At 65.2% G+C, this 24,166-nt stretch carries 21 protein-coding genes, 1 tRNA gene and 1 riboswitch; of the genes, 14 read left to right on the forward strand and 8 right to left on the reverse strand.

Going from position 1 to position 24,166, the window contains the following annotated elements; translation table 11 throughout:
- The first annotated feature begins 173 nt into the window (after positions 1-173).
- Complete coding sequence (locus tag AC5RUU_RS19220) at positions 174-665, forward strand: SRPBCC family protein (RefSeq protein ID WP_493976802.1); 492 nt, start codon at positions 174-176, stop codon at positions 663-665.
- Complete coding sequence (locus tag AC5RUU_RS19225; protein WP_493976803.1) at positions 662-1,216, forward strand: GNAT family N-acetyltransferase; 555 nt, start codon at positions 662-664, stop codon at positions 1,214-1,216. The genes AC5RUU_RS19220 and AC5RUU_RS19225 overlap by 4 nt, the downstream gene beginning before the upstream one ends.
- Here AC5RUU_RS19225 and AC5RUU_RS19230 read toward each other — a convergent pair.
- On the reverse strand, positions 1,197-2,255 hold the full coding sequence (locus AC5RUU_RS19230; protein WP_493976804.1) for a LacI family DNA-binding transcriptional regulator: 1,059 nt from the start codon (positions 2,253-2,255) through the stop codon (positions 1,197-1,199). The two genes, AC5RUU_RS19225 and AC5RUU_RS19230, sit on opposite strands and share 20 nt — an antisense overlap.
- 2 nt (positions 2,256-2,257) lie before the next feature.
- The gene (locus AC5RUU_RS19235; RefSeq protein ID WP_493976805.1) at positions 2,258-3,991 is read right to left on the reverse strand and encodes a glycoside hydrolase family 13 protein; all 1,734 of its coding nucleotides are present in this window, start codon (positions 3,989-3,991) and stop codon (positions 2,258-2,260) included.
- A 193-nt stretch (positions 3,992-4,184) separates the two neighbouring features.
- On the opposite strand from AC5RUU_RS19235, the gene AC5RUU_RS19240 reads away from it, so the two are divergent.
- Positions 4,185-5,555 (forward strand): FAD-binding oxidoreductase, encoded by a 1,371-nt coding sequence (locus tag AC5RUU_RS19240; RefSeq protein WP_493976806.1) that lies wholly within the window; start codon positions 4,185-4,187, stop codon positions 5,553-5,555.
- Between the two features lie 2 nt (positions 5,556-5,557).
- On the opposite strand, the gene AC5RUU_RS19245 is transcribed toward AC5RUU_RS19240, so the two are convergent.
- The 4 genes from AC5RUU_RS19245 to AC5RUU_RS19260 all read right to left on the reverse strand — a co-directional run bounded on the left by AC5RUU_RS19245 (position 5,558) and on the right by AC5RUU_RS19260 (position 10,712).
- The gene (locus AC5RUU_RS19245) at positions 5,558-6,973 is read right to left on the reverse strand and encodes a DUF4032 domain-containing protein (RefSeq protein WP_493976807.1); all 1,416 of its coding nucleotides are present in this window, start codon (positions 6,971-6,973) and stop codon (positions 5,558-5,560) included.
- A 113-nt stretch (positions 6,974-7,086) separates the two neighbouring features.
- A complete protein-coding gene (locus tag AC5RUU_RS19250; RefSeq protein WP_493976808.1) occupies positions 7,087-8,169 on the reverse strand; it encodes an ABC transporter ATP-binding protein in 1,083 nt (360 codons plus the stop codon).
- A gap of 217 nt (positions 8,170-8,386) precedes the next feature.
- A complete protein-coding gene (gene otsB, locus AC5RUU_RS19255) occupies positions 8,387-9,220 on the reverse strand; it encodes a trehalose-phosphatase (protein ID WP_493976809.1) in 834 nt (277 codons plus the stop codon).
- Entirely contained in the window at positions 9,210-10,712 is a 1,503-nt protein-coding gene (locus AC5RUU_RS19260) for an alpha,alpha-trehalose-phosphate synthase (UDP-forming) (RefSeq protein WP_493976810.1), read from the reverse strand. Before AC5RUU_RS19260 ends, otsB begins: the two co-directional genes overlap by 11 nt.
- Before the next feature lie 179 nt (positions 10,713-10,891).
- On the opposite strand from AC5RUU_RS19260, the gene AC5RUU_RS19265 reads away from it, so the two are divergent.
- From AC5RUU_RS19265 to AC5RUU_RS19300, 8 genes are all read left to right on the forward strand, one after another.
- Positions 10,892-11,767 carry a DsbA family protein gene (locus tag AC5RUU_RS19265; RefSeq protein ID WP_493976811.1) on the forward strand — a complete coding sequence of 292 codons (876 nt, stop codon included), beginning with the start codon at positions 10,892-10,894 and terminating at the stop codon, positions 11,765-11,767.
- 179 nt (positions 11,768-11,946) lie between these two features.
- Positions 11,947-12,023, forward strand: a tRNA-Thr gene (locus AC5RUU_RS19270).
- Positions 12,024-12,142: 119 nt separating this feature from the next.
- Positions 12,143-12,565 carry a ChaB family protein gene (locus tag AC5RUU_RS19275; protein ID WP_493976812.1) on the forward strand — a complete coding sequence of 141 codons (423 nt, stop codon included), beginning with the start codon at positions 12,143-12,145 and terminating at the stop codon, positions 12,563-12,565.
- A gap of 139 nt (positions 12,566-12,704) precedes the next feature.
- Positions 12,705-14,873: an elongation factor G-like protein EF-G2 gene (locus AC5RUU_RS19280; protein ID WP_493976813.1), complete on the forward strand. Its 2,169-nt coding sequence runs from the start codon at positions 12,705-12,707 to the stop codon at positions 14,871-14,873.
- A gap of 9 nt (positions 14,874-14,882) precedes the next feature.
- Entirely contained in the window at positions 14,883-16,136 is a 1,254-nt protein-coding gene (locus AC5RUU_RS19285; RefSeq protein WP_493976814.1) for an MFS transporter, read from the forward strand.
- Between the two features lie 88 nt (positions 16,137-16,224).
- Positions 16,225-16,428 carry a hypothetical protein gene (locus tag AC5RUU_RS19290; protein ID WP_493976815.1) on the forward strand — a complete coding sequence of 68 codons (204 nt, stop codon included), beginning with the start codon at positions 16,225-16,227 and terminating at the stop codon, positions 16,426-16,428.
- Positions 16,429-16,520: 92 nt separating this feature from the next.
- Complete coding sequence (locus AC5RUU_RS19295) at positions 16,521-16,823, forward strand: DUF4193 domain-containing protein (protein WP_493976816.1); 303 nt, start codon at positions 16,521-16,523, stop codon at positions 16,821-16,823.
- 274 nt (positions 16,824-17,097) lie between these two features.
- Complete coding sequence (locus tag AC5RUU_RS19300; RefSeq protein ID WP_493976817.1) at positions 17,098-17,646, forward strand: AMIN-like domain-containing (lipo)protein; 549 nt, start codon at positions 17,098-17,100, stop codon at positions 17,644-17,646.
- 105 nt (positions 17,647-17,751) lie between these two features.
- Here the strand turns inward: AC5RUU_RS19300 and AC5RUU_RS19305 are convergent, their stop codons facing one another.
- Positions 17,752-19,308, reverse strand: a complete 1,557-nt coding sequence (locus AC5RUU_RS19305) for an APC family permease (protein WP_493976818.1) — start codon at positions 19,306-19,308, stop codon at positions 17,752-17,754.
- Between the two features lie 222 nt (positions 19,309-19,530).
- Between AC5RUU_RS19305 and AC5RUU_RS19310 the strand changes: the two genes are divergently transcribed.
- Complete coding sequence (locus tag AC5RUU_RS19310; RefSeq protein ID WP_493976819.1) at positions 19,531-20,010, forward strand: Dps family protein; 480 nt, start codon at positions 19,531-19,533, stop codon at positions 20,008-20,010.
- Between the two features lie 99 nt (positions 20,011-20,109).
- On the opposite strand, the gene AC5RUU_RS19315 is transcribed toward AC5RUU_RS19310, so the two are convergent.
- Entirely contained in the window at positions 20,110-21,672 is a 1,563-nt protein-coding gene (locus AC5RUU_RS19315; protein ID WP_493976820.1) for an MFS transporter, read from the reverse strand.
- An 85-nt stretch (positions 21,673-21,757) separates the two neighbouring features.
- Here AC5RUU_RS19315 and AC5RUU_RS19320 point away from each other — a divergent pair, with 85 nt between their 5' ends.
- Entirely contained in the window at positions 21,758-22,294 is a 537-nt protein-coding gene (locus AC5RUU_RS19320) for a TetR/AcrR family transcriptional regulator (protein WP_493976821.1), read from the forward strand.
- A gap of 91 nt (positions 22,295-22,385) precedes the next feature.
- A riboswitch (glycine riboswitch) is annotated at positions 22,386-22,482 on the forward strand.
- A gap of 182 nt (positions 22,483-22,664) precedes the next feature.
- The coding region (locus AC5RUU_RS19325) for a glycine dehydrogenase (protein ID WP_493976822.1) at positions 22,665-24,166 on the forward strand (1,502 nt) is incomplete at its 3' end.

Consider the following 24,166-nt stretch of genomic DNA (forward strand, 5'->3'; position numbering starts at 1 on the left):
TACTGCACCCGGGAGGGTGTGGGAGAGTAGGACACCGCCGGACAACACATCACGGTCGAGGCCCCAACCACACGGTTGGGGCCTCCCACATTTAAAAACCCACCCCCAAACACCACACCCCCGCCCAACGCGAGAAAGCGTCGGGGGAGCAGCGCCCGGTAGAGTTGACCACCATGAGCAGCCTCTTTAGCCATGGCCAGGACCCCTGGGAAAGCGACATCGCCCCTGCTGTGGACCCGCTGGAACCTGTCATCAATACCGTCGTGGTGCCCGGGACCCTGGCCCACGCCTTCGCTGGCTTCACCGATCACACTCACCTGTGGTGGCCGCTCGAGCAGCACGGGGTCTATGGCTCCGATTCCTACGTGGAGTTCGAGGAGAACCTCATCCTCGAAACCGCCGATGATGGACGCACGACCATCTGGGGCACGCTTGATAACTGGCAGCCCCCGTTTTCCTTCCACGCCACCTGGCATCCGGGCACCACGGCTCTCTGGTCCACGGAGCTGCTGGTGGTATTCACGGCAGTGGACAGCGGCACGGAAGTCCGCGTTTTCCATGACGGGTGGGAAGGCGCTGAGGATCCTGCGGGGGTGCGTGCCAGGTATGTCGAAGCGTGGCCGGAGATCCTCTCCAGGTACGCCCGCTTCATGGGTGCTGAATGACGAGGATCCGGCGGCTGGAATCAGGGGACTGGCCGATCTATCGGGACATTCGCCTTGCCATGCTCGAAGATACTCCAACTGCTTACGTGGAGCCGCTTGAAACGGCCAAACAGCAAACTGATGGGCAATGGCAGGCACGGGCCGCCAATATGGTGAGCCCCGGCAACATCACCTTCATGGCCGACGACGGCACCAGGGACAGCAGGCTCGAAGCCCTGATGTGGGTTGCCCTCAAAAAGCCCCAGGACCAGAGCCGGCCCCTGCAGGCCATTCTGCTCAGCGTCTTCGTCGCAGCGCCCCATCGTGGGACCGGCCTGGCTGACGCAATGCTCCGCCAAGGTATCGCTGCCGCCGAGGATGAACTGCAGGCAGGACTGCTGGAGCTGGGCGTCCACGAGGCCAACTTGAGGGCCCAGCGTTTCTACCTCCGTCACGGCTTCAGGGACACAGGAAGACGTAAACCCTATCCGCTTGATCCGGCCGCCAAGGAGTTGGTGATGGAACTCAGCTTGAACCCCACGGGCGGCGGAACTAGGACACCCCTGCAGTAGTTTGTGCCGGCGGCACGGCGGTGCTCGTCCGAATGACAAACTCCGTGGGGTACTCATGGTCCGTGGTAGCAGGAGCGGCGAGGCCGCCGTCGGACTTCTCCCTGCCATCGCCCAGCAACTCGAAGGCAATTTTCACAGCGAGGTGCCCCTGGCCCCGCGGATCCTGGCTCACGGTGGTGAGCCCGAATGTCTCGGCCAGCTCGTGCCCGTCCATGCCCACCACGGAGAGATCGTGCGGAACCTGCAGGCCGAAGTCCCTGGCCGCAAGGATGGTGCCCACTGCCATTTCATCGGACGCGGCGAAAACGGCAGTCGGACGGTCGGCAGTGGCCCCGAGCAGGCGGCGCGCGGCGGCGTACGCTCCCTGGATGGTGAAGTCAGCGGGCACCTGCCATTCCGGGTGGACGGGCAGGCCTGCAGCTTCCATTGCTTTCTCAAAACCAATGCGGCGGATGCCCGGCAGTTTGAAGTCGCGGTCCAGCTCCGCATCGCCGGTGAGGTGGGCTATCCGGGTGTGTCCCAGCCGGATGAGATGGCCGGTGGCCTCGCTCGCCAGCCGCTCGTCGTCGATCCTGATGGTGGAGGCGCCAGGCAGTGCCCCGCCGATGCCCACGATCGGGCGATGGACAGCCAACAACTGCTGGATTTCGTCTTCGCTGAGCACCAGGGCAACTGCAATCACGGCATCCAGGCGCTTGCGCAGCAGAAAGTCGCTGAGCACGCTGCGTCGTCGCTCCGGCTGTTCGCCCACGTTGTACAGGGTGAGGTCGTAGCCTGCATCCAGCAGGGCCTCAGACACGCCCTCCAGCACGGACGAGAAATACCACCGGTGCACGTGCGGCAATACAAGCCCGATGTTGTGGTTTCGGCCTGAGGCAAGGCTGGAGGCGTGATAGGACGGGACGAAGCCCAGCTCCTGCGCAGCCTCCTGGGCGAGCAGGCGGGCACGCGGCGATACGTTGGTTTTACCGCTCAGGGCCCGGGACACGGTGGCAACGGACAGCCCAGCCCTGGCCGCTACCTCCTTGATGCCTGCCACGCTCAATCTGCTGCGGCGCCAGGTCCAACCTGGATCCAGGCCGACTCGCCCGAGGCGAGGTCCGTACTGGAGCCCGACGGCAGGCTGCGGATTATGACTTGGCCGGCGGGCATGGCCAGGGGCTCGTGATTGAGGTTCATAAGCACCAGCGTAGTGCCGTTGACGTACCCCAGTGAGGAACCCGTGCACCAGTCCTCCGCCCAGGCCAGCGACCCCCGGCCGAGGTTCAGGTTCCGGCGAAGCCGAAGAATGTTTCGGTACAGCGCGAGGTGCGACGACGGCGAGGCAGCCTGGAGATCCCGCGCCAGCGCTGCGAACGAGGGGGGAAAGGGCAGCCAGGGATCGTTTCCGGAACCAAAGCCAAGATGGGTGTCCGCCGCCCGCCAGGGGAGCGGAACCCTGCAGCCGTCACGGCCCAGGCGTTCCCCGCCGGTCCGCGCGAAGGTGGGATCCTGCCGTAGGTGCTCGGGAATGTCTATGCCATCGGGCAGACCTAGTTCCTCGCCCTGGTACAGGTACGCTGCTCCCGGCAGTCCCAGCATGAACAGCGAAGCAGCCGCTGCCCGGCGCCGCCCCAGTGCCGTGTCAGGCTGGGGATCGGCCGGGCCGATCCCATCACCGTCGCGCGGCCCCTGTCCGTTGTAGCCGAATCGGCTCGCATGCCGGACGACGTCGTGGTTGGACAGCACCCAGGTGCTCGGCGCGCCGACTGCGTCGAGGGCCACCAGCGAGTCTGTGATCACCGTGCGCAGCCGGTGTACATCCAAGCCTGCATGGAGGTAGGGGAAGTTGAACGCCTGATGCATCTGGTCCGGCCGCACCCAGTTGGCGAGCCGCGGCAGCGGGTCGACATTGGCTTCTGCACAGAGGATCCGGTCCGGCCCGTATTCATCGAGGATCTGACGCCAGTTGCGGTAGATGTCGTGCAGGGCCGGTTGCCCGAACATTGGTGCTTCATGGCCCGGGAACCCGTTGCTGCTGGCGCCGTCGGCACGTCCTCCCCAGGCGGGAAGTCCGGGAGCCTTGACCAGGGCGTGGGCAACGTCCACGCGGAAACCGGAGACCCCCCGGTCCAGCCAGAACCGGAGCACGCGTTCGAACTCGGCGTGCACGGAGGGGTTGTCCCAGTTGAAGTCCGGCTGGGAGGAATCGAAGAGGTGCAGGTACCACTGGTCAGGCCGGCCGTCCGGTCCCGTCACCCGCGTCCAGGCGGGTCCGCCAAAGTGGGACTGCCAGTTGTTGGGCGGCTCGTGCCCGCCGGGGCCGGTGCCGTCCCGGAATATGAACATTTCGCGTTCCGGGCTGCCGGCCGGCGCGGCAAGGGCAGCTTGGAAGGCGGCGTGCTGGTCGGAGCAGTGGTTTGGAACGAGGTCCACGATGACCCGCAGGCCCAGCCGGTGGGACTCGGCCATCATGACGTCGAAGTCGCCGAGGGTTCCGAAGATCGGGTCTACATCGCAGTAGTCGCTGACGTCATAGCCTGCATCGCGCTGCGGTGAGCGGTAGAAGGGGGACAGCCAGACCGCGTCTACACCGAGGTCCGCCAGGTGCGGCAATTCCTCCGTGATTCCGGCAAGGTCGCCGATGCCGTCGCCGTTGAAGTCGCGGAAGGAGCGCGGGTACACCTGGTAGATCACGGCGGAGCGCCACCAGCCGGGGACGGAGTCCGCAGGATGGACAAGCGTCAGCGGTCCGGCATCGACTGAAGTGTCGGAAATAACGGTTTCGACAGACATGAGTGACAGCTTAGGCGCTGGCACATCAAAATGGAAACGCTTCCACCATTTTACGGACGCCCCTCAGGTGAGCGGCGGAGTATCTGCAGGTCACACATGGAAACGCTTGCAGAGGCAAGGGGCAACATTAAGAAGGGCGCGGAGAGTGTGCACCTAGACTGGGAAGACACGTGCGACGACGGATGGAGGCTTGGTGGGCAGCGTGGGCGATGAACTCGAGGACATTCTGAACCCCGGGCAGGTTGAAGTGAAAGAGGCCGCGCTTCGCCGGTATGCCGTGGACCAAGCGCCCGTCACCGACTTTCAATTGCCGCTCGCGGTGGTCTTTCCAGAATCCATTGCGGACGTGCAGGCCGTGGTCCGGGCCTGTGCGGCCAGGGGAGTGGCCGTGGTGGCCCGGGGAGCGGGAACCGGGGTGTCAGGCGGGGCCCATGCCACAACGAACTGCATTGTCATGTCGCTTGAGCGGATGGACCGCATCCTTGCCCTGAACCCGGATGACGAGACGGCAATGGTGGAGGCCGGCGTCGTCAATGCCGTGCTCAACGAGGCCGCCGCCGGGCACGGACTGATGTACGCACCGGACCCCGCCAGCTTCCGCACCTCCACCATCGGCGGCAACGTGGCCACCAACGCCGGTGGGCTGCGCTGTGCAAAGTACGGCGTCACCAGGGACTCTGTGCTTGCCCTTGATGTGGTCCTGGCCGACGGTTCCCTCCTCCACACCGGCCACCAGACATTCAAGGGCGTGGCCGGCTACGACCTGACCAGCCTGTTTGTCGGATCGGAGGGGACGCTCGGCATCGTGGTCGGCGTCACCGTGCGCCTGAAGTACCTGCCCCACGAGGTGCATACCGTGGCAGCTTTCTACCCCGACTTCCGGATGGCCGCAGCGGGCGTCCTGGCCGTGGGCAGGGCGCGCGTCCAGCCCGCCATCATGGAATTGCTCGACGGCGGTACGCTGGCCCAGCTGGACGAGATCCACGGGTCAGACCTCAGGCAGCGCGGCCGTTCCCTGCTCCTGGTCCAGACGGACGGCTTCGGCGCTGCCGCCGAGGCAGAAGTGGTGCGGGAAGTCCTGAAGTCCGGCGGGGCAACTGTCACCACGGAAGCCAACGCGGAGGCCGAGAGGCTGGTGGAGCTCCGACGGCACAGCAGGGGCGCCGAGGTTGACGACGAATACCGGGTGGGGGAGGACGTGGCCGTCCCGCGTTCACGTCTGGTGGATTACGTCGCCGCGCTGGAAACCATGGCCGCACACCACACTGTGAACCTCAAAGTCGTGGCGCACGCCGGTGACGGCAACCTGCACCCCACTTTCTGGATTGAGCGGGACGGCAGTGGTGTGAATGCGAGGGCTATGCAGCGGCTCCAGCGGGCGCTGGACGAATCCATCACGGCGGCACTGGACATGGGCGGCACCATCACTGGCGAACACGGCGTGGGCCAGTACAAACTGCGGTGGCTTGGCCTGGAGCAGCCGGAGCCGCTTAGGGAGCTTCAGCGCAAAATCAAGGAACTGTTCGACCCCGCGGGCATCCTCAATCCCGGCAAGGCGATCTAGCGCTAGTCGTCCGCGTCCGGGTATTCCTCGATGGACTCCTCGCCGCCGTAGCGGGACTCCTCCGTTTCGACCTCAAGGATCTTGAGCAGGCCGGTATCCGGATTCAGCATGATTGCAGCCTCGTCACGCCGGTGCCGGAGGATGGAGTCAATATAGGACTGCACGGCCTCGGCCAGGGGAATGTGGCGTTCCTGTTTCTCCGACATGTACCAGCGGTGTTCCAGGACTTCGTGGACCACTTCTGCCTGTTCCAGCTTTCCGGACATGTCGCGCGGTATGGAGCGGACAATCGGCTCGAAGACCTGGCTGACCCACAGATGGGCGCTGTATTCCTCATCCATCTCCGGATTGTTGTCAGCCCGGAAGGAGTCCATGTCGTTGAGGAGCCGGCGTGCCTGGTTCTCCTGGGCGTCCAGGCCTGTGAGGCGGAGCAGGCGCCGCTGGTGGTGCCCGGCGTCCACCACTTTGGGCTGCAGTTGGATGGTGGAGCCGTTCTGGGTGGTCTTGATGGCATATTCCTCGACGTCGAAGCCGAGTTCGTTGAGCCGCCGGATGCGCGCACCCACGCGCCAGCGCTCTCCGAGCTCGAAGGATTCCTTCTCCGTCAGCTCGGCCCAGAGGCGGTGGTAGCTGTCCATGATGAGTTCGCTGGTGGCCACCGGGTCCACCTTCTCTTCGATCAGACCGCCGTCCAGCAGGTCCATAAGTTCGCCGGCGATGTTGACCCGCGCGATTTCAAGATCGTATTCGCGCTGGCCGGTGGAGAGGTCCGGGTACAGCTCGCCGGTTTCCGCGTCCACCAGGTAGGCGGCGAAAGCGCCGGCGTCGCGGCGGAACAGTGTGTTGGAGAGGGAGACGTCGCCCCAGTAGAACCCGATCAGGTGGAGCCGCACCAGGAGCAGCGCCTGGGCGTCGATGAGGCGCGTCAGGGTGTCCTTGCGGAGCATCTGTGAGAACAGGGCGCGGTAAGGCATGGAGAACTTGAGGTGCCGGGTGACCAGTACCGGGTTGAGCGGGCGCCCCTCCGGGGTTGTGCGGCCGGTGATTACCGCCACGGGTTCCACGCAGGGTACGTCCAGCCGGGCGAGCTTGCGGAGCATGTGGTATTCGTGCCGCGCGACGTGCTCGGAGGTTTCCTTGATGGCGATGACCGAACCGCCCAGGTGCGCAAACCGCACAATGTGCCGGGAGATACCGCGGGGGAGGGCTGCCAGGTATTCGGCCGGCCAATCTTCCAGGGCAATGTGCCAGGGCAGGTCCAGCAGCTCGGGATCTGCAGCGGCGGCAGTGATGTTGAGCGAGGAGACCGAGGCAACCTTGCCGTCATCGGCACTGGCTGCCACGAACCGCGGCAGTTTCCCGATCTGCGCGTAGTCGGTGGGTTCGTCGTGCCACTGGGCGCTGTATTCCTCGGTCATGGTTCAATTCTTCCGTACTTGGCGGTGGGGGCTAAATCGTCTGCCGGCGCTTAAAGGCCGACGGCGGCCCATCCGTGAGGAGGGCCGCCGTCAGTTGATGGTCGAGACTCTTGTCAGTCGCCCAGGCGCAGACCGGTCTTGGTGTCGAACAGGTGCACGTGGCCCGACTGGGGGCGGACGTAGATGGATTCACCCTTCATCGGAGGGCGGCGGCCGTCGACGCGTGCAACGATGTCGTGGTCCTTGCCGTCCAGCGTGGTGTGGCCATACACGTAAGCGTCGGCACCCAGCTCCTCGACGACGTCGACCTCAACCTTCAGGCCTTCGCCGTGCGGAGCGGTTTCGAGGTCTTCGGGGCGGCTGCCGAGCGTCACCGTGGAGCCGTGTGCCTCTTCGAGGACGTCGCGCGGCACGGGGTAGACGGTGCCGCCGAACTGGACGCCGCCGTCGACGACGGGCAGTTCCAGCAGGTTCATGGCGGGGGAGCCGATGAAGCCGGCAACGAAGACGTTCTTGGGGCGGTCGTAGAGGTTGCGCGGGGTGTCCACCTGCTGCAGCAGGCCGTCCTTGAGTACGGCCACGCGGTCACCCATGGTCATGGCCTCGACCTGGTCGTGGGTCACGTAAACAGTGGTGACGCCCAGGCGGCGGGTCAGGGAAGCAATCTGCGTACGGGTCTGGACACGCAGCTTGGCGTCCAGGTTGGACAGCGGCTCGTCCATGAGGAAGACCTGCGGGTTACGCACGATGGCGCGGCCCATGGCAACACGCTGGCGCTGGCCGCCGGAGAGTGCCTTCGGCTTACGGTCCAGGTACTGCTCGAGGTCCAAAAGCTTTGCGGCTTCGCGGACCCGCTCGGCGCGCTCCTCCTTGGAGACGCCTGCGATCTTGAGGGCGAAGCCCATGTTGTCGGCCACAGTCATGTGCGGGTACAGCGCGTAGTTCTGGAAGACCATCGCGATGTCGCGGTCCTTCGGGGGGACATCGGTGACGTCGCGGTCACCGATCAGGATGCGGCCTGCGTTGACGTCCTCAAGGCCTGCAAGCATGCGCAGGGAGGTGGACTTGCCGCAACCGGAGGGTCCGACGAGGACCAGGAATTCGCCATCGGCGATGTCGATGTTGAGCTTATCGACGGCGGGCTTTTCTGTGCCCGGGTACAGACGCGTAGCGTTATCAAAAGTAACTGTAGCCACAGTTATCAATCCCTTCACCGGCAGGTACGTGCCGGACGATCCGTTGTGAATGGTTCATGTTTGTTCAGTTTTGTGATTCTTGCTGCACTCCGGCCTGGCCGGCGTGCACCGAGTGACGCCGCACGGTGTCTGTGCGCCACATCACAAGCAAGAGTATGTCAGAAGCTTCGCTTATTGTCGCAAATGTTACGAACGTCACAAGTGGGCTTGGGCACTCTTAGCCCGAAGCGGCCTGCGGATCCTCTTCCGCCACGGCGATGCTCCGCTCCTGCAGCAGCGCCTCGAGCAGCTCTGCAACATGGACCGGCGCCTCCACGCGGTACTGCGCCTGGGTGAAGTCAAGGCCTACCTTCACGCCCACATCGCCGGGCTCCAGCCGTGCCAGGGCGTCTTCGTCGGTGGTGTCATCACCGGCAAACAGCACTGCCGTGGCTCCTGTGACCTGCCGCAGGAACGTGACGCCTTCGCCTTTCGAGGCGTTGACGACGGATGTCTCAAGGACGCGCTTGCCGTCCTTGAGGAAGACTCCCTTGCGCTCCTGCAGCAGGGAGCGCGCGGCAGCCACGGCGTCGGCGGCGACGTCGTCCGCCGCCTGGCGCGTGTGCAGCACCACGCCTGCGGGCTTGTCCTCCAGCATGGTGCCGGGGGCCTCGGCCACGATCTCCGCAAGGATGGCACGTACTTCGGCCAGCCGCACCTTCTGCTCCTCATCGAGCGTCAGCCCGGCGGATCCGGGTCCCAGCCAGGCCTCCGCGCCGTGGCTGCCGATGAGCAGCGTGTCCACCGGCGGGGATGCTACCGCACGCAGGCTGGCGAGGGCGCGGCCCGAGATGAGGGCCGTCGTCGTCCGCGGCAGTGCGGCGAGCCCCGCGAAGGCGGCGGCCGCGCGCGGCAGGGGGCGGGCGTCGTCCGCGTGGGCGACAATGGGGGCCATGGTCCCGTCAAAGTCCATGGCGACGAGCAGATGCCCGGTGCCGGCAACGCGCCTGACGGCCCGCCGGAGCTCAGGTGACAGCGCCAGGGGACTTCCGGTGCGGCTTTCAGGAGTCATCCCGGACCACCTTCTCGTTCAGTGCCCGGAGGAAGTCGGCGGACCAGGCGTCCACGTCGTGTTCGAGGATCTGCTTCCGCATGGCCCTCATCCGCCGGGCAGCGTCGCGGGGCGGCATCTCCACTGCGCGCATGATGGCGCTCTTGAGCCCGTCGATATCGTGCGGGTTCATGAGCAGGGCCTGCTTGAGCTGGTCCGCGGCGCCGGCAAACTCGCTGAGGACCAGGGCGCCGTCGTTATTGGTGCGGGCGGTGACGTATTCCTTGGCCACGAGGTTCATGCCGTCCCGCAGGGCGGTGACCAGCATGACATCGGCGGCCAGGTACAGGGCCACCATTTCCTCCACGGGGTAGCTGTGGTGCAGATAGCGCACGGCGGTATTCTCGATGGTGTCGTAGGTGCCGTTGATGTGCCCTACCGTGCCCTCCACCTCCTCGCGCAGCAGGCGGTACTGTTCCACCCGCTCGCGGCTTGGGGAAGCGACCTGGATCAACGTCGCGTCGCCCACCTTCAGCTTGCCATCGGCCAGAAGCTCCTCGAACGCCTTCAGCCGGTGCCGGATGCCCTTGGTGTAGTCCAGCCGGTCCACGCCGAGCAGGATGGTCTTGGGGTTTCCCAGGTCCTGGCGGATCTGCCGCGCCCGCTCGATGATGTCCGGATTGGCGGCAAGCCCGCTGATCTGCTGGACGTCGATGGAGATGGGAAATGCCTGCGCGCGGGCGATGTGGGTGATTTCGCCGTCCTGGCCTTTGACATGCACCTGTTGCTGCTTGACGCTGGCACCCAGGAACCGCCGTGCCGAGCGCATGAAGTTGCCTGCGTCGCTCACCCGCTGGAAGCCCACCAGGTCGGCGCCGAGAAGGCCGTCAATGATGGCGTGCCGCCAGGGCAGCTGCGCAAAAATCTCCGGCGGCGGGAACGGGATGTGGTTGAAGAAGCCGATCCGCAGGTCTGGCCGGGCTTGGCGCAGCATCCGCGGCACCAGCTGCAGCTGGTAGTCCTGCACCCACACCGTGGCGTTCCGGTCTGCGTAGCGGGCGACTGCGTCGGCGAACCTCTGGTTGACCTTCCGGTAGGTATCCCACCACGTGCGGTGGAATTCCGGCGGGGCGATGACGTCATGGTAGAGCGGCCAAAGGGTGGCGTTGGAGAAACCCTCGTAGTACAACTCCACATCATCGGTGCTGAGCTGTACGGGCACCAGGTCCATGCCGCCGTGGCTGAAAGGCTCCACCGTTTCGTCCGGTGCTCCGTGCCAGCCAACCCAGGCGCCGTCGGTCTTTGTCATCATTGGCGCCAAGGCGGTTACCAGGCCGCCCGGCGAGCGGCGCCAGCCCGAGCCGTCGTCCCCGCTTTCGCCGGGAGCGCACCGGTCTACGGGCAGCCTGTTGGAGACCACCATGAAGTCGTACTTTGTGTGCTCGCCGTTGCTGCTGCCGGCGGCGCCGCCGGCAGCAGTGTCGGCGGGCTTTTCCTGGACGGGTGTTTGCATTGCGGCCCCCTGGGGTTGCTTGTGCCTCTTAGCCCACCCTAACGGGACGGAATCATCGGTGCTATTCGTCCGTTGGTCAAGCCGGAGAAATACTTGAAGAGGCAAGCTCTCAGGTTTCTCCCCTAAAATAGGAGAGTGCCACGAAGTGGTCCCCCTACGTCGACCGACCCAAGGAACACATGAGCCCTGCAAACGAAGTACGCAAGTCCAAGGCTGAGCGGACCGCGGAGGCGCGCGAGAAAGCGCGCCTCATCCGGGAAGCCCAGCTCAAGAAGGACAAGCGCAACAAGCTGCTGATCGGCTGGGGCATTGTGGCGGCCGTCGTGGCCATCCTTGCGGTGGTGGCCCTGGTGGTTACCACCAGCATCCGGCAGAACACGCCAATCGCGGACCAGGGTCCGGTGCCGGCCAACGCTAACGTCAACGGCGGTGTGACGCTGCTGGCCAACACGGAAGTAAAGGCAACGGATGCCGCCACGGTGGACATAGCCAACGTCCCGGCCAAGCCCGACACCCTGCCCAGCCCGGTGGTTGCCCCGGGGGCGGAGGCAGAAGCGGGCCAGCCGGTGAAAGTCGTTGCCTACGTCGACTTCATCTGCCCCGTCTGCAAGCGGTTCGAGGACACTTACAACGATGCCCTGACCGGCCTCCGCAATGAAGGCAAGATTTCTCTGGAATACCGCCCGCTCGGCTTCCTTGACCGGCAGTCCAGCACCAACTACTCCTCCCGGGCAGCAAACGCCGCGGCCTGTGTGGCGGATAAGGCACCGGACAAGTACGCCGAATACGTCGACGTCCTGTTCACCAACCAGCCTGCAGAAGGTGGGGCAGGCCTCTCCGACGACAAGCTCAAGTCCCTGGCCAGCGACATCGGTGCAGACATCAACAGCTGCGTCGACGACAAGACCTTCCGCCCCTACGTGAAGTACTCCACGCAGCTGGCGTCCAACACCGGCATCACCGGAACGCCCACCGTCTTCATCGACGGCAAGCAGTGGGACGGCACCACAGACCTGAATGCTGACATCCAGGCCGCAATCGACGCCAAAGCCTAGGTCCGGCAGGATTCTGCCAAAGGGCCCGTCCCCCGAACCTGTAACTGTTCAGTTCCGGGGACGGGCCCTTTCCTTTGTGCCGTTCTTTGCGGCCGGCTGCCCCGCAGGCGTTTTTACCACTGGCGGGAGTTTGGGCTAACCTTATCTAGCGCCGTCAGGGCGCCCGCCCGCGAGGGCACGCCTCCTTAGCTCAGTTGGCCAGAGCACCGCTCTTGTAAAGCGGGGGTCGTCGGTTCGAATCCGACAGGGGGCTCCACGAACCCCGGTTACATCGCCAGCACTTCCTTCGGTCAGCCCCGCCGCGCGGGCCCTCCCGGGCATAAGCTGGTGCCATCTTCAAATGATCAGCCTGCTGATAAAAGGAGGATGGGTGCCATGCCCAAGACCGGCAAGAACGACCATGCGCGCAAGGATGAGCTTCCTTCAACGCTGCAGCGTTCGGAGCAAAAAGCCCAGGACACGTTCGCCAAAACCTACGACTCCGCCCTTGAGTCCTACGACAACGATGAGGGCCGCGCCGCCCGTGCAGCCTACGCATCCCTGAAGCACAGCTATGAGAAGGTGGGTGACCACTGGGAACCCAAGGACAAGAAGGGCCCGTCGGACAAGCGCGCGGAGGAAGGCATCAAATCCTCTGAACCCACCGCCGGGGGAGTGGACGCGAACGCTTCCAAGGAGCACCTGCTCAAACTCGCCCGGAGGATGGATGTCAAGGGCCGCTCGAAGATGGACAAGGACGAACTGGTCAAGGCCCTGCAGAAGGCCAACGACGCCGCCACCCGCAAGGCAAGGGAATAGCCTCGGCACGCATCCACACCCGTGACAAGGCACAACGCGTGTCCCGGACCGCGGGCGCTCTTGCCGTAACGCGTCCCAGGGTGTCGAATCAGAGGACACGTTAGGACGGGTTGCAGGGCAAAGACGCCAGGAGGATCCCATGTCGGTGAAAGGCACGAAGGACTCAGCGAGGACATCCGGCGGCCGGGCCGGCCCGGAATCACGCCGCGCGGACGGTTCTGCCGCAATTGCGGCTGACGAACCGGCCAAAATCCGCAACATCGCACTCGTCGGCCATTCGGGTGCAGGCAAAACCATGCTCATCGAAGCCCTGCTCGCGGCCAACGGCGTGATCACCCGGAAAGGGTCCATCGCTGACGGAACAACGGTCAGCGACTCTGATCCTGCCGCGGTCCACCAGCAGCGCTCCGTCACGCTCTCCCTGGTGCCCCTGCTGGTGGACGACATCAAGGTCAACCTCCTGGACACCCCTGGCTACCCGGACTTCATTGGCGAGATGCGGGCCGGGCTGCGCGCAGCGGATGCCGCCCTTTTTGTCGTATCCGCCGTAGACGGAATCGACGCCACCACCAGCGCCCTGTGGGGTGAGTGCGAGCACGCCAGGCTGCCACGCGCCGTCGTGATCACCCGGACAGACCACCCGCGCGCAGACTACGACGGCGCCCTCGCCGAGTGCCGCAAGGTGTTCGGGGATGGCGTCCTGCCGCTCTACGTCCCGGTCCGGACGGGCGGGGACGTCACCGGGCTCCTCGGGCTCCTGTCCGGAACGGTCACGGATTATTCGGCCGGCGACACTCCCGGCACCCGCGACGCCGACGCCGGTGAACTGGCGGATGTGGAGGCGGCACGGGGCGAGCTGATTGAGGGGATCATCGCCGAGAGCGAGGACGAGACCCTGATGGACCGCTACCTGGGCGGCGAGGACATCGACACCGGAGTTTTGATCGATGACCTGGAAACCGCCGTCGCCCGGGGCTCCTTCTTTCCGGTCCTTCCGGCCTCGGCGCTGACCGGGCTGGGTACGGCCGAACTGCTGGAAGTGCTGGTCCGCGCGTTCCCGCCCCCAACGGAGCGCGGCCTTCCCGCGGTGACCGGCCTGGCCGGCCAGCCGGAGGGGACGCTGACCTGCGATCCCTCCGGACCGCTGGCCGCAGAGGTGGTCCGGACATCCAATGACCCGTTCCTGGGCCGGATCTGCCTGGTCAGGGTGTTCTCGGGAACATTGCGTGAAGACTCGCCGGTGCACGTTGGCGGGCACGGGCTGGCGGACCGCGGCCACCAGGACCACGACACGGACGAGCGCGTCACCCATATCTACTCCCCGCTCGGCGCAACCCTGCGGCCAGTGCCATACAGCGTGGCAGGCGATATGTGCGCGCTGGCCAAGCTGGGAAGCGCCGAAACGGGAGACACCATTTCCTCCCGGGACAAGCCGCTGATGCTCGGCACCTGGGAGATGCCGGAGCCGCTGCTCCCGGTGGCGGTGGAACCGGACTCCCGGAGCGACGAGGACGCCCTGGCGCGGAGCCTCGGCAAGATTGCAGCCGGCGACCCCACCCTGCGGGTGGAACGCAACTCCGAGACGCACCAGCTGGTCCTGTGGTGCATGGGCGAGGCGCACGCAGAGGTGGTGCTGGACAGGCTTCGCGAGCAGGGCGTAAAGCTGCATACGGTCGGCGTCGTAACCCCGCTCCGGGAAACGTTCGCAGCACCGTCGGCCGGGCACGGCCGCCACGTCAAGCAGTCCGGCGGGCACGGCCAGTACGCCGTCTGCGACATCGAAGTGGAACCGTTGGACCGCGGGGGTGGCTTCGAGTTCCTGGACAAGACGGTTGGCGGGGTAATTCCCGGAACCTTCATTCCATCCGTGGAGAAAGGCGTCCGGGCGCAGATGGAGAAGGGCGTATCGGCAGGGTTCCCGGTGGTGGACGTGCGCGTGACGCTGGTGGGCGGCAAGGCCCACAGCGTAGATTCGTCCGACGCCGCGTTCCAGGCTGCCGGTGCCCTGGCCCTACGGGAGGCGGCCGCGGCAGGGAAAATCCAGCTCCTGGAGCCGGTATCCTCCGTGGGCATCACCGTAGCGGACGAACACGTTGGCTCCGTCATGAGCGACCTGTCCGGCCGCCGGGGGAGGCTTACCGGCACCACCTCCACAGGGGACGGGCTCACTGAAATCAGCGCGGAGGTGCCGGATCAGGAATTACTGCGCTACGCCGTCGAACTCCGGGCGCTGACCGCCGGAACCGGCCGGTTCACCCGCCGCTACCTGCGGCACGATCCCGTACCTGCCGGATTCAGTCCGTCCTGAGCCTGCCTGATGAACGCGGCCGCTCGGAAAATCCAGCGCGTCTACCTGACGCTGACGCTGGGCAACACACTTGCGACCTCCTTCATCTGGGGTATCAACACGCTTTTCCTGCTCGACGCCGGGCTGAGCAACCTTGAAGCCTTTGCTGCCAACGCCTTTTTCACGGCGGGAATGGTGCTGTTCGAAGTGCCTACCGGTGTGGTGGCGGACGGCTGGGGACGCCGCATCTCCTTCCTGCTCGGCACCATTACCCTGGCCTCGTCCACGTTCCTGTACTACCTGCTGTGGCAATGGTCGGCCCCGTTCTTGTGGTGGGCCGCCGTGTCCGTGCTGCTGGGCCTAGGGTTCACTTTCTTTTCCGGTGCCGTAGAAGCCTGGCTGGTGGATGCACTCCACTTTTCCGGCTACGACGGCGGGCTGGAAGCCGTGCTCGGACGCGGCCAGATGGTCTCCGGTGTTGCCATGCTTGCGGGTTCCGTAGCTGGCGGCGTGATTGCACAGGCGACGGACCTCGGGCTGCCGTTCCTGATCCGCGTGGGCGTGCTGGTGGCCATGTTCGCCGTCGCCTTCCTGCTCATGCACGATGTGGGCTTCACGCCGGAGAGATCGCCGCACCCCCTGCGGGCAACCCGGCAGGTCCTCAAGGCCTCGATCGACGGCGGCCTCAAGCATCCGCCCGTGCGGTACATCATGCTGGCCGCGCCGTTCACCGAGGGAGTGGGCTTCTACGTCTTCTATGCACTGCAGCCTTACCTGCTCCAGCTTTTCGGCGACCCCCGGGCCTACGCCGTGGCAGGTCTGGCGGCTGCCATCGTGGCGGGTGCTGACATCCTGGGCGGGTGGATGGCACCCCGGGTCCGGAAACTGGTCCGCAAACGTACCACCGTGCTTATTGCCGGCAACCTGGTCAGTTCACTGATCCTGGTGGTGCTGCTGTTCACCACGGCGTTCTGGCTGGCCCTGGTGCTCTTGGCCCTGTGGGCAGTGGTGGGTGCAGCAGGCACGCCGGTACGCCAGGCGTACCTGAACGACATGATCGTGTCCAAACAGCGGGCCACCGTCCTCAGCTTCGACTCCCTGATGGGCTCAAGCGGCGGCGTGGTGATTCAGCCTCTGCTCGGCCGGAGCGCAGACCTGTACGGCTATCCGGCGTCGTTGGCCGTCAGCGGCGCGGTGCAGTTGCTGGCTGCGCCGTTCATCCTGCTGAGCCGCCGGCAGCGCTCGCAGGCAGATACGGCGTCAGACCTGACTGTGCCGTCCTAGCCGAACCCCGATCACGCCCCGATACTGATTAACCGTGGCGAGACCGGCTGGAAACGGGCCCACAACATTCGCCGCCTACGTTTCAGGAATGACAGCTGACATTCTTCCCCGGTTCAAAACCTGGCTTGCCGATATGTTCGCGTACGAGTCGCAGGACGCGGCCGCCGATGCCATGGCCGATGCCACCCGCTGGGGTTGGCTCCCCGCGCTGAGCGGGGTGGCTGTGGGGGCGGACTATGCACGCGCCGGCCACGCGGAATCCGTTGCCGAAGCGGCAACATTGTCCTGTTGAGCACGCTATTGCGCGGGTGACGGAATCATGCCCTAAACTGCTTCACTGAGGTGCCGGAAAGGGCGCTGCGCAGCAACGAAAGTGAACACGCTATGGCTACCGATTACGATGCTCCACGCAAGCAGGAAGAAGAATCTCCGGCTGACTCGCTCGAGGCACTCCAGGCCTCACGCGGCGGCAATGCGCAGACTGCGGTCATTGACCTCGATGAGAACGACACCGCTGAGGGTATCGACCTGCCCGGCGCCGACCTTTCCAATGAGGAACTGACTGTCATTGTTGTTCCCGAGCAGCAGGACGAGTTCACCTGCTCGTCCTGCTTCCTGGTCCGCCACCGGTCGCAGGTGGCGCGCGAAAAGAACGGGATGAAGTACTGCATCGAATGCGAAGGCTGACCCCCTTCCGCAGCATCTGGGCACCCGCAGGGCCCCAATGCGGGCGGGGCGCATACGCCGGCCGCCGGCGTCGTTATCAGCGGTAACGGGCGGATGCAGAAACGGCACCGAAAGGGTCAAGAAAGGCCCGGAAACGGCGCCGGTTTTATGGCCCCTTAATGCTGGCAGCCGCACACTAACGGTTGCGCGCCGAAGCGGACACAAGCCTCGTTTCGCAGCCGCGACGCTCCTAATCTTGAGCTATCCAATCGCTCCTTCCTTGGGTGGCTCAACAATGAAAAAACTCTCCATCTGGCTCGTGGCTATCCTCATGGCCGTCGGGCTGGGAATCCTGGTTCCGGGGCCTGCCTCGGCAACCACCTCGTATTGCGGGCTGGTCTGGGGATCGACGGCGAAAGCCGGCGGCACCCCGAGCACCGCAACCCTCACCAACGTCCGGACCGGGCAGCACTACTGCTTCGACCGGATGGTGGTGGACCTCAGCGGTCCCGCCGCGGATTACGATGTGCAGTACGTGCCCGCGGTCGCACAGGATGGCTCCGGAAAGATCGTTCCCCTCCGGGGCGGTGCCCGGTTGCGGGTCATCGTCAGGGCTCCCGCCTATGACAATAACGGCCAGTCCACGTACAACCCTGCCAATCAGGCGGAACTCTCCAACGTTTCCGGCTACCAGACCTTCCGCCAGGTGGCCTGGGCAGGGAGCTTCGAGGGCCAATCCACCATTGGTGTGGGTGTCCGAGCACGACTTCCGTTCCGGGTGTTCACTCTGGACGGGCCGGGCTCCGGTTCCCGGCTGGTGTTGGACGTGGCTCACTTCTGGTGATGTACGGCAAGTGACGACGGGCCTGCGCTGAAACCGGGTAAACAAAGGTGCCGTACCCCTGCAATCCAGGGGTACGGCACCTTTTACTTGCGGCGCTACTCGGTCCTACTCGGGGACCACCAGTGCAGGCGTGTCCCGCTTGAGGGTTTCGCCGCGGAAGAAGCCCGGGCGGATTTTCGCCATGACCAGCATGAACACCGCCCCCAGGGCCAGGATCCCGACGCCCAGCACGAAGACCAGGCCCACGCCGAAGACTTCCGAGCCGCTGCCGAACTCCGGCGCCAGGCTGTCCACCGCGGTCTGGAAGAACACCACGAAGAGGCCCACTCCACCCAAGACCGGGCACAGCAGCCGCAGAACGAAGTTGCGGGTGCTGCTGAAGACGCTGTGCCGGAAGTACCAGGCACAGGCCAGGGCGGTCAGGCCGTAGTAGAAGCAGATCATCAGGCCCAGCGAGACGATGGTGTCGTTCAGGACGTTTTCGCTGACCACGTGCATGACGGCGTAGAACCCCGCAGAAACGAGGCCCGCAATGACGGTGGCGAAGCCCGGCGTCGCGAACTTCTTACTGACTTTGCCGAACCGCTCCGGCAGGGCGCCGTAGTGCCCCATGGCCAGCAGTCCGCGCGCCGGCGCCATGAACGTCGACTGCAGGGATGCGGCGGAGCTCGACAGCACGGCAAGGGACATCAGGATGGCGAGCGGACCCATGATGGGCGAAGCAAGGGCCGTGAAGATGTTTTCGTGGTTCTCCTCGTTGTTCAGCCCGTTTCCGGTGTCGCCCAGGCCGGCGAACATCATGGTGGCGATGCTGACCAGCAGGTAGATGGCCAGGACGATGACGGCAGTCAGGGTGCCGGCCACCCCTGCTGTTTTCTTGCCGTTGGCCGTTTCCTCATTGAGGGTCAGGCAGACGTCCCATCCCCAGTACACGAAGATGGACAGCGAGATCCCGGCGGCCACTTGGCTGAAGGTTTCGACTTTGGTGACGTCGAACCACTCCCAGCTGAACGGGATGGCAGTTTCGGACGCGGACCAGTTAACGAAAGCCATGGCCACGAACAGGCCAAGGACCAGCAGCTGGAACCCCACCAGGCCGTACTGCACCAGCTTGGTTGCGTGCAGGCCGCGGTAGCTGACCCAGACGGCCAGGGCCACGAACACGAAGCACGTGAGGACGTTGAGGGCCTTGTTGTCGGCCAGGTCCGCAAGCTCCGGGGAGCCTGTGAGCTGGGACAGGAAAAGGTAGAAGAAGTCTACGGCCACGCCGGCGAGGTTGGACAGGACGATGATGTTGGCGGCGAGCAGTCCCCAGCCGCCCATCCAGCCCACCCAGGGCCCGAAGGCCTTGGTAACCCAAGTGAACGTGGTGCCGCTGTCCGGGGAGTCGGCGTTGAGCTCCCGGTAGGCGAGCGAGACCAGGATCATGGGGATGAAACCGATCAGGAAGATGACAGGCAGCTGTAGTCCGACTTCATTGACGGTAGGGCCCAGTGCGCTGGTGAGGGTATAGGCGGGGGCGATGGTGGAAATGCCAAGGACGACAACGGCGAGGAGCCCCAGCTGCCCGCCTTTCAGTCCCTTTGCGGTGATTCCGCCGTTGCCTGAGGGTTGATGGCCGGAGCCTGTTGGGGACGTGCTGGTGCGGAGTATCTCTGTCATGGCACCACTTTCTGGAAGACTTTATGACTACGGTCACTATATGAATGGCGTTCATTTAGTATGGGGGCACCGGACGCGGAGCGCAAGGGGAAATATGAATCACATTCGTTTATGTCTGCCGAAAGCAAATAGTAAGCTCACTGAGAAATTACTGCCGGCTCCGTGCAGGGCTTCGGTGCGGGACTGATAGCGTCACCTTACTGGACCAATCGAGGAGGACTTATGAAAGCTTCACCGACACTGACCAACAACCTGCAGGCTGTGCTGGCCGACCTGATCGAGCTGCACATCCAGGGCAAGCAGGCGCACTGGAACATCGTGGGCACCAATTTCCGCGACCTCCACCTCCAGCTAGACGAGATCGTTGACGCCGCGCGGCAGTTCGCCGACGACACGGCCGAGCGCATGCGTGCCCTGCATGCATTGCCGGACGGGCGCAGTTCCACCGTGGCGGAATCCACCAGCCTTGCGCAGTTTCCCGAGGGCCTGATCAGCACCAAGGATGCCATCGAGCGCATCGTCGCTGCCCTCGAAGCTGCCGTTGGCACCATGCGGAAGGTCCATGACGAGGTGGATGAGGAAGATCCCGCCACGGCCGACCTGCTGCACGAGTTCATTCTCAAGCTGGAGCAGTTCGCATGGATGGTGAACGCTGAAACCATGAAGGCCACTGCCAGCGTGACTGCCCCGGATTCCAAGTAGCCCGGCGGCGGGCAACACCCCCCATACAGCAGGCGCCCGGCGTCGGAGGTCAATCTCCTTGCGCCGGGCGCTTTTTGCCCCCCGGGTACCGCTGCCGCCCTAAGCGGCCTTGGGCACTTTCCGCAGCACGACGGCGGCGAGCACTGCCGCCGTCGCCATCAGTACCAGCCCGATCGCCGCGGTGACGTGGACGCCGGAATCGAAGGCGGCCGCCGCGGCGTGCCGGACTGCATCCGCAAGGGGTGCCGGCAACGCGGCGGCCACGTCCATGGCGCCGGCAAGGGTTTCACTGGCGTTGTGGATGGCGCCGGCCGGCGCGGACTCCGCCAGGGCGGCCGGCAGTTCGAGGTTCTGCTGGTAGGAAGCCGTCAGGATGGATCCCAACACCGCCGTTCCCAGGAGTGCGCCAACCTCGTAGCCGGTCTCGGAGATGGCGGCGGCCGCACCGGACTTCTCCGGCGGGGCAGTACCGAGGATGAGGTCGTTCGAAATGGTCTCGGCGGTGCCTACGCCCAGGGCGAGGACCAGCAGGGCGGCCAGCAGCAGCGAGGGACCGCCGTCGTGGTTCCCGAAGGTGACCAGGCTGTATCCCGCCGCACTGAAGGCCAGGCCCGCGCCCACCACGAACCCCGGCCGCACCCGCCGGACGAGCGGCACCACGGCCAGCCCCGCCACCACCGTGGCCACGAGCGCCGGAATCATCGCGATGCCCGCAGCCGACGGGGACATGCCCTCCAGAAGCTGCAGGTGCTGTGCCAGGAAGAGGATGAAGCCGTTGAAGGAAAACAGGGCAAGGATATTGGCTGTAATAGCCATGCTGAACACCCTGTTCCGGAACAGGGACATGTCCAGCAATGGATTGGCCAGCCTCAGCTGCCGCCGGACAAAAACCGCGCCCATTGCCAGGCCGAAGCCCAAGCCCGCCAAGGCTGCCGGGCCCGCGCCTTCCGTGGCCAGTTCCTTGATGCCGTACACCAGGGGAACCATCACCAGCAGCGATAGCAGGACGCTGGGGATGTCCACCCTGCCTGGCGCGGGGTCCTTTGATTCCGGTATGAACGCCGGCCCGAAGACAAGGAGGGGCAGCATGAGCGGTACGGCCACAAGGAAGACCGCGCCCCACCAAAACTGTTCCACCAGCCAGCCGCCAAAGATGGGGCCCAGGGCTGCGCCGCCGGAAAATCCGGCCGCCCAGATGGCGACAGCCAGCCGGCGGCGGTTGGGCTGCGGAAAGATGTTGCGGATCAGCGACAGTGTGGAGGGCATCAGCATGGCGCCAAAGAAGCCGAGGGATGCCCGGCCTGCAATCAGCCATCCGGGGCTGGGAGCGAAGGCGGTGGCCGCGGACAGCGCGGCAAAGCCGACGCTGCCGATGATCAGCAGCTTCCGCCGGCCTATGCGGTCGCCTAGGCTGCCCATTGACACCAACAGGCCGGCAAGGACCAGGGGGTACGCGTCCACAATCCATAGGAGCTGGACGCCCGTGGGTTCCAGGGCATGGGCGATTGCGGGGAGGGCGAAGGTCAATGCGGTGTTGTCCACGGCAACCAGCAGGACCGGGAACATCAGCAGGCCAAGGGCAAGCCAGTCGCGCCAGGGCGCCCGGAAGGCCGGGCTGCCGGACGGAACCGTCGAAGTCCTGGTGGCAGCGGAAGTTGTCATGTGTTAACTATACCGTCCAGACGGTACAGTTATGCAAGTGGGCCGAGTTGAGGGACCCCCGGCCTGGGAAGGCATGATTAGACGCATGCCCCGAAAGCCCGTAGCCCGCGAAGCGGTCCTTGATGCCTTTGAAACCCTTTTGATCGAGGTGGGGGAGCGTGCGGCAACCCTTGATGCCGTGGCGGCGAAGGCGGGCGTGTCCAAAGGCGGACTTCTCTACCACTTTCCCAATAAGGAGGCCCTGATCCAGGTCCTCCTGGACCGCCTGGACGCGCTCGCGGGAGCTGACGCAGACGCTATGGCTGCCGCGGCGGAAGGGGCGGCAGCCTACTTCATCCGGTCTTCCGTCTGGGCCGACACCCCGCTGGACCGGGCTGTGGTCGCAGCCACCCGCCTCGCCGAGGTGGCGCACGAGGAGACCCGCCGGCGCTTCGCCGCCATCCAGCAGCGGTGGCTTGACGAGATCGCGGCTGATGTAGGCCCAGCGTTAGCCAAGGCCGTGCTTTACATGGGGGACGGACTTTACTTCAATGCCATGTTGTCCGTGGGACCCGTGCCTGAAGGAGGTGCGGCGGCGGACGTGGAGGATTTGCTGGCCGCCCTGGAACGCTTGCGGAGATAGCAGGGTATTTGCCCCAGCGGCTGCGGCGTAGGACAATTGAATGCTGTGAGAGCTGTCACCGGCCCTCGCATCAATCCAAATGAATAGCCCTTGATCTGCGGCGGGAGAGTTCTGCCGAAAGTACAGCAGGCGCCGTAGGAGCAAACCCTCCCCAGGAATCTCACAGGCCCATGTACCGCCGCGGCGAGGCACCTCTGGAAAGCAGCAGGCAGTCCGCCCGGGACAACCCGTCGTACGGGATCCCGGACTGTTGTGTTCACCGACGGTGCAAGCGGGGCCATGCGAAAGCTGGCAACGCGGAAACTCTCAGGTCCAATACAGAGCGGGGAGGAACCCGAATCGCTGTGGCGTACCCTGCGCCGCCTGAATCATGGAGTTCCTCGTGACCGTTACCCCGGCCTCCGCCACCCCGGCCGCCACCACCTTTGTTGACCGCCATATCGGTGCCCGCCGCCAGGATGATGTCAGCGCCATGCTCAAGGCCATCGGCTACGACAGCGTGGATGCCCTGGTTGACCGGGCCGTGCCCAAGGACATCCGGCAGGATGCGCCGCTGACGCTGTCACCGGCGCTGAGCGAGGTGGAAGCGCTCGCCGAGTTGCGCAAGCTTGCGGCGAAGAACAGGACTGCTGTCCAGATGATTGGCCAGGGGTACTACGACACGGTGACGCCGCCGGTGATCCGCCGCAACATCCTTGAGTCCCCGGCCTGGTACACCGCCTACACCCCGTACCAGCCGGAAATTTCCCAGGGCCGGCTGGAGGCCCTCCTGAACTTCCAGACCATGGTCCAGGACCTCGTTGGCCTTCCCATCGCCAACGCCTCGCTGCTGGACGAGGCCACCGCCGTGGCCGAGGCCGTATTGCTCATGCGGCGGGCCAACAAAAGAAAAGACGCGAAGGACGGCAAGACGGTCATCGACGCCGATTGCCTCCCGCAGACCATCGCCATCGTGCAGGGCCGTGCGGAGGCGCTGGGCTTCGAGGTGGAAATCGCGGACCTTTCGGCAGCCCTGCCGGAGGGCGCCATTAACGGTATCGTCCTCCAGCAGCCCGGTGTTTCGGGGCGGGTGTTCGACCACTCAGCCGTGATCGCGCAAGCCAAGGAGCGCGGCGCGCTGGTGACGGTGGCCGCCGACCTGCTGGCCCTGACACTGATCACCCCGCCGGGGGAGCAGGGCGCCGATATCGCCGTCGGTTCCGCGCAGCGTTTCGGCGTCCCGCTGTTCTACGGCGGCCCGCACGCCGCCTACATGGCCGTCCAGAAGGGGCTCGAGCGTTCCATGCCCGGCCGGCTGGTGGGCGTGTCCAAGGACGACGCCGGTGTGCCCGCATACCGCCTGGCGCTGCAGACCCGCGAGCAGCACATCCGCCGCGAGAAGGCCACGTCCAACATCTGCACGGCGCAGGCATTGCTCGCCATTGTTGCCTCGATGTACGCCGTCTACCACGGCCCCGAAGGCCTGAAGGCAATTGCCCAGACTGCACACCGACACGCCCGCACGCTCGCGGCTTCCCTGAAGGCTGCCGGGGCTGATGTGCTGCATGGCTCCTTCTTCGACACCGTCACGGTCCGCGTCCCCGGGAAGGCTGCGGAGATTGTCGCAGCCGCGGAGGCCAAGGGCATGAACCTGCGCTTCATCGACGCCGACATGGTGGGCGTCTCCGTGGATGAGACCACGACGCCGGCGACCGTGGCGGACGTTGCGTCCGTTTTCGGCGGAGGTGCTGTGGGCTCCACCGGCGGCTTTTCGCTCGACTCCGCGGTGGTGCGCACTTCGTCCTACCTGCAGCATCCGGTGTTCAATACGTACCGGTCGGAGACGCAGCTGTTGCGGTATATCCGGAAGTTGTCGGACCGGGACCTGGCGCT

The organism is Arthrobacter sp. K4-10C (genome assembly GCF_059090085.1).